A 5,337-nucleotide genomic window follows, 5' to 3' on the forward strand; every position below is an offset into this window, starting at 1 on the left:
CCCCCGATGATGCCGCGCCCGGCGGCGCGGCGCGTGGTCAGCGCCCGGGACGGTGTCGTGCGCGCGAGCGTGCCTCGCGGTGCACGTGCTTCCACCGGCGGCGCTCCTCGGCCGCGAGGCGGACGTCGGCGCGGCGCGCCTGGAACGCGGCCTCGCGGCCCAGCTTGAGCCAGCTGTCGTAGCGGCGCTGCGGCAGCTCGCCGCTCTCCAGCGCCGCCCGCACCGCGCAGCCGGGCTCGCTCGCGTGCGAGCAGTCGGCGAACCGGCACGCCTCGGCGAGCGTGCGCACGTCGGCGAAGGTGGCGTCGAGGGCGTCGTCGTCGGCGACGAGGCCGACGGTGCGGATGCCGGGCGTGTCGACGAGCATCGCCCCGCCGGCGAGGGGGACGAGCTCGCGGTGCGTCGTCGTGTGCCGACCCCGGCCGTCGCCCTCGCGGCGCGCGCCGACCGCCATGACGTCGCGCCCGGCGAGGGCGTTGACGAGGGTGGACTTCCCGGCGCCGGACGGCCCGACGACGACGAGCGTCACCCCGGGTGCCAGCAGGGCGCGCACCGCGTCCAGGCCCTCGTCCCGGCTCGCGCTGACCGCGTGCACGGGCACCGCGAGCGCGACGGCCGCGACCTCGGCCGCCATGCCGTCGGGGTCGGGCACGAGGTCGGCCTTCGTGAGGACGACGACGGGCTGGGCGCCGGAGCGCCACGCCAGCGTCAGCATGCGCTCGAGCCGGCCGAGGTCGGGGTCGGGGTCGAGGTGCTCGACGACGAGGACCACGTCGACGTTCGCGGCGAGGGCCTGGGTCCTGGACGTCCCGCCGGCGCTGTCGCGGACCAGCGCGGTGCGGCGCGGCAGCACCTCGACGACCCGCGGGGCGGCGCCGGGGTCGGCCGTCCGCTCGACCCGGACGCGGTCGCCGACCGTCGGGACGAGCCGGCCGCCCTCCGCGGCGGGGTCGTCCGACGGCGCCGCGCCGTCGCGGTCGAGCAGCGCCCGCACCTCGCGCCGGTGCGCGTCCCCGTCCGGGGCGCTGCCGGCGCCGGCACGCGTGCCCGGGTGCGGATCGCCCTGGAGCAGGGCGTCGTCGGGCACGACGAGGACCGCGCCGCGGTCGGCGCGGACCACTCGGAGCACAGGACCGTCCATCGCGGCGACGCTAGGCCTCACCGCCTCGCGGGGTCACCTGAATAGCGCTCACCCGCAGGTCGAGGGTCCGCCCGCCCCCGACACGGCCATCCGGGTGACTTCTCCACCGACACGCCGAATCGTCCGCTTCTGTCCGTTTCATCCCATACGCTCTCACCCGGCACAGCCGCTACCGCGTCGCGTGCCGTCCGGTGCGCCCTCCCCCTGCACCGTCGCCCGACACCCGTGGAGGTTCCTGCATGCTGCGCCGCGCCATCGCTGCCGCTGCCGTCTCGGTCGTCCTGCTCTCCGCAGCGCCCGCCGTCGCCCACGCCGGGGGGAGCGGCCACGGCGGGCACCACGGCTCGACCGACGGGCGACACGGCTCCCACGGGAGCTGGTCGTCCGCCCGCGACCGGGGGGACGACAGCTCGTCGTTCGTCGAGGTCCGCTGGGCCACGCCGCTGCCCTCCTCCGCGAGCCGCCCGTCCGGCGGGAACGACTCCCGCATCTGGCCGCAGCGGATCGCCACCGCCGAGACGTGCGGCGTCTGGCTGCAGCTCGACCGCTACAAGCCGGGCAGCACCACCGACCGCCTGATCGCGGGCGGCGTGCTGTACGGACCGAACAACCCCACCGAGGTGCACGCGTCGTCCTACCCCTACCGGGAGACCGGCCAGCCGTGGACCTACGTCAAGGCGCCCGACTGCGCGACCACCACGCCGACGCCGCGCCCCACGCGCACGCCGTGCCCGACGCCCTCCGCGACGACGCCCGTGACGCCGACGCCGACCGTCACCCCGACGCCGACGCCCACCCCGACGCCCACCCCCACGCCGACCGAGCCCGTCGTCCCGCCGGTGCAGCAGACGCCGGAGCCCACGACGCCCGCCGCCACGCCGACCCCGACGCCGACGGTGCCGGGCGACGAGGAGGTGCTGCCGGAGCCGACGCCGACGCCGACCGTCCCGGGTGACGAGCAGGTGCTGCCCGAGCCGCCGACCGCCACGCCGGACGAGCCGCTCGGCGAGGAGGTGCTCGCCGCGACCGGTGCGTCGGGCGGCGCGATCGCCCTGCTGGCCGGCGGCACGCTGGTCGCCGGTGCCGGTACGCTCGTGCTGGCCACGCGCGGACGCCGCAAGGCCGAGGGCCGCTGACGGCGGTCCCGACGAGGACGGGCGCACGCCGACCGTCCTGAGGGCCGCCGACCGGGCGTCGCTGGCCGTCGCTGACAGCAGGCCACCGTCCGTCGCCGACCACGAGCGAAGGGCCCCGCACCGGCACGGTGCGGGGCCCTTCGTGCTGCGCGCCCCGGCGCGCGGGCGGTCAGCCGAAGTGGCGCGGGAGCGTCGCCTCGAACACCTCGCGCGCCTCGGCGAGCGGGATGGTGAACAGGCCCGCCACCTCGACGGCGGGGCCGTGCTCGTGGTCCGGGTCGTCGACGGGCGCACCGGCGCCGGGCTCGCAGGTCTCGGCGGTCTCGCCGAGGCGCAGGGCCGGCACGCCGCGCGCGGTGCACAGGTCGGCGAAGCGGACCTCCTCCGAGCGCGGGACCGCGACGAGCGCGCGGGCGGTCGACTCGGCGAACAGCGCCTCGAACGGCGTCACGCCGTCGCGGGCGGTGAGCGCGTCGAGCGACACCTGCACGCCGACGCCGAACCGCAGCGACGACTCGACGAGGGCCTGCGCGAGGCCGCCCTCGGACAGGTCGTGGGCGGCGTCGACCAGGTCGTCGCGGCTCGCGTGCTGCAGGACGAGCGCCAGGCGCTTCTCGGCCTCGAGGTCGACCGCCGGCGGGCGGCCGCCGAGGTGGCCGTGCTCGACGTCGGCCCACGCCGAGCCGTCCAGCTCCGGGCGCGTCGTCCCGAGCAGGTAGACGGCCTGGCCGGGGGTCGTCCAGCCCGAGGCGGTCGCGTCGGCCACGTCGTCGAGCACGCCCAGCACGCCGACGACGGGCGTCGGGTGGATCGCCGAGTCGATCTTGCCGGGCTCCCCCGTGCCGTTGTACAGCGACACGTTGCCGCCGGTGACGGGCACCCCGAGCTCGACGCAGGCGTCCGCGAGGCCGCGGATCGCCTCGACGAGCTGCCACATCGAGTCGGGGTGCTCCGGGCTGCCGAAGTTGAGGCAGTCGGTGACGGCCAGCGGGCGGGCGCCGGTCGTGGCGACGTTGCGGTAGGCCTCCGCGAGCGCGAGCTGCGCGCCCGTGTACGGGTCGAGCTTGCCGTAGCGGCCGTTCGCGTCCGTGGACAGCGCGACGCCGAGGCCGGTCTGCTCGTCGACGCGCACCACGCCCGAGTCGTCGGGCTGGGCGAGCGCCGTGTTGCCCTGCACGAAGCGGTCGTACTGGTTCGTCACCCACGCCTTCGACGCGAGGTTCGGGCTGCCGAGCAGGCGCAGCAGCGTCGCACGCAGCTCCGGGCCGGTCTGCGGGCGGGGCAGCGCGCCGCTGGTGTCGGCGTTCAGCCCGTCCTGCCAGCCGGGCCGCGCGTAGGGGCGGTCGTAGACCGGGCCCTCGTGCGCGACGGTCGTCGGGTCGACGTCGACGATGCGGTGGCCGTGGTGGTCGATCGTGAGGCGCCCGGTGCCGGTGACCTCGCCGATCACGGCGGTCTCGACGTCCCACCGCGACGTGATGGCGAGGAACTCGTCCAGCTTCTCGGGCCGGACGACCGCCATCATCCGCTCCTGCGACTCCGACATGAGGATCTCGCCGGCGGTCAGCGTCGGGTCGCGCAGCAGCACCTTCTCCAGGTCGACGTGCATGCCGCCGTCACCGTTGGACGCGAGCTCGCTCGTCGCGCACGAGATGCCCGCGGCGCCGAGGTCCTGGATGCCCTCGACGACCCGGGCCGCGTACAGCTCCAGGCAGCACTCGATGAGCACCTTCTCCATGAACGGGTCGCCGACCTGCACCGACGGACGCTTGGACGGCTTGGTGTCGTCGAACGTCTCGGACGCGAGGATCGACGCGCCGCCGATGCCGTCGCCGCCGGTCCGCGCGCCGAACAGCACGACCTTGTTGCCGGCGCCGGACGCGTTGGCCAGGTGGATGTCCTCGTGCCGCAGCACGCCCAGGCACAGCGCGTTGACGAGCGGGTTGCCCTGGTACGACGGGTCGAAGACGACCTCGCCGCCGATGTTGGGCAGCCCGAGGCTGTTGCCGTAGCCGCCGACGCCGGCCACGACGCCGTGCACCACGCGGGCGGTGTCGGGGTGGTCGATCGCGCCGAACCGCAGCTGGTCCATGACGGCCACCGGCCGTGCGCCCATCGAGATGATGTCCCGCACGATGCCGCCGACGCCCGTGGCCGCGCCCTGGTAGGGCTCCACGTACGACGGGTGGTTGTGGCTCTCGACCTTGAACGTGACGGCCCAGCCGTCGCCGATGTCCACGACCCCGGCGTTCTCGCCGATGCCCACGAGCAGGTGCTCGCGCATCTCGTCGGTCGTCTTCTCGCCGAACTGGCGCAGGTGCGTCTTGCTGCTCTTGTACGAGCAGTGCTCGGACCACATCACGGAGTACATCGCGAGCTCCGCGGCGGTCGGCCGGCGGCCGAGGATGTCGCGGATCCGCTGGTACTCGTCGGGCTTGAGCCCGAGCTCGGCGAACGGCTGCGCGAGGTCCGGCGTGGCCGCCGCGTCCTCGACGGTGTCGTAGTGCTGGTCGCTGCTGGGGCGCGCGGGTGCGGTGGTCATCGATTCCCTCGGTGGCGGGGCCTGCGGGGCGGCCGCGGTGCGGCCGCGCGCGGCGGACGGGGCCAGGATATCCGCGCCGCGGCGCGCCCCGGCGCCGCGTCCACGCGACGACGTCCCGCGCGTGGTGCCCGCCCGCCCGGGGGACCCGACGCACTAGCGTCGGGCCGTGCCGATCCGTCCCGCCCGGGCCGTCGTGACGCTCGCCGTCCTGGCGGTCCTGGCCGCGTGCTCCGCCACGCCGGCGCCGGGGCCGAGCACGCCCACGGGGTCACCGACCGCTGCCACCACGCCGTCCGCGGCGCCGGCGCCGGCCCCTTCGTCGCCTTCGCCGCCCACGCGGGCCGCCGTCGAGGACGAGGGCACGCCCGTGCGCGCCGCCCGGGCGCGGGTGTGGGTCCGGACCGACGACGGCACCCCGGTCGAGGTGCGCCGCCACGACGACGGGTCCGCGGTCGTCGTCGTCGACGGCCCGGCCTGGGTCGCCGGCTCGGGCGCGCGCGTGCTGCCCGACGGGTCCG

4 protein-coding genes are annotated in these 5,337 nt (G+C 76.4%); 2 read left to right on the forward strand and 2 right to left on the reverse strand.

The features are described 5' to 3' along the window. Positions 1 to 37 precede the first annotated feature (37 nt). Positions 38 to 1,141: a ribosome small subunit-dependent GTPase A gene (gene rsgA, locus HGCM_RS01775; protein WP_040398904.1), complete on the reverse strand. Its 1,104-nt coding sequence runs from the start codon at positions 1,139 to 1,141 to the stop codon at positions 38 to 40. Between the two features lie 239 nt (positions 1,142 to 1,380). Here rsgA and HGCM_RS20155 point away from each other — a divergent pair, with 239 nt between their 5' ends. Then, a complete protein-coding gene (locus tag HGCM_RS20155) occupies positions 1,381 to 2,277 on the forward strand; it encodes a hypothetical protein (RefSeq protein ID WP_026075185.1) in 897 nt (298 codons plus the stop codon). A gap of 169 nt (positions 2,278 to 2,446) precedes the next feature. On the opposite strand, the gene purL is transcribed toward HGCM_RS20155, so the two are convergent. After that, positions 2,447 to 4,819 carry a phosphoribosylformylglycinamidine synthase subunit PurL gene (gene purL, locus HGCM_RS16400; protein ID WP_019135179.1) on the reverse strand — a complete coding sequence of 791 codons (2,373 nt, stop codon included), beginning with the start codon at positions 4,817 to 4,819 and terminating at the stop codon, positions 2,447 to 2,449. Positions 4,820 to 4,985: 166 nt separating this feature from the next. Here purL and HGCM_RS19580 point away from each other — a divergent pair. Further along, the coding region (locus tag HGCM_RS19580) for a hypothetical protein (RefSeq protein WP_218917027.1) at positions 4,986 to 5,337 on the forward strand (352 nt) is incomplete at its 3' end.

Origin of the sequence: Cellulomonas massiliensis JC225, assembly GCF_000312005.1 — a bacterium.
Lineage (GTDB): Bacteria > Actinomycetota > Actinomycetes > Actinomycetales > Cellulomonadaceae > Cellulomonas > Cellulomonas massiliensis.

What these genes read in the sequence shown, in the direction of transcription:
- HGCM_RS20155 (WP_026075185.1), top strand. Translation starts at nt 1,381, where the DNA reads ATGCTGCGCCGCGCCATCGCTGCCGCTGCCGTCTCGGTCGTCCTGCTC.
- rsgA (WP_040398904.1), bottom strand. Translation starts at nt 1,141, where the DNA reads ATGGACGGTCCTGTGCTCCGAGTGGTCCGCGCCGACCGCGGCGCGGTC.
- purL (WP_019135179.1), bottom strand. Translation starts at nt 4,819, where the DNA reads ATGACCACCGCACCCGCGCGCCCCAGCAGCGACCAGCACTACGACACC.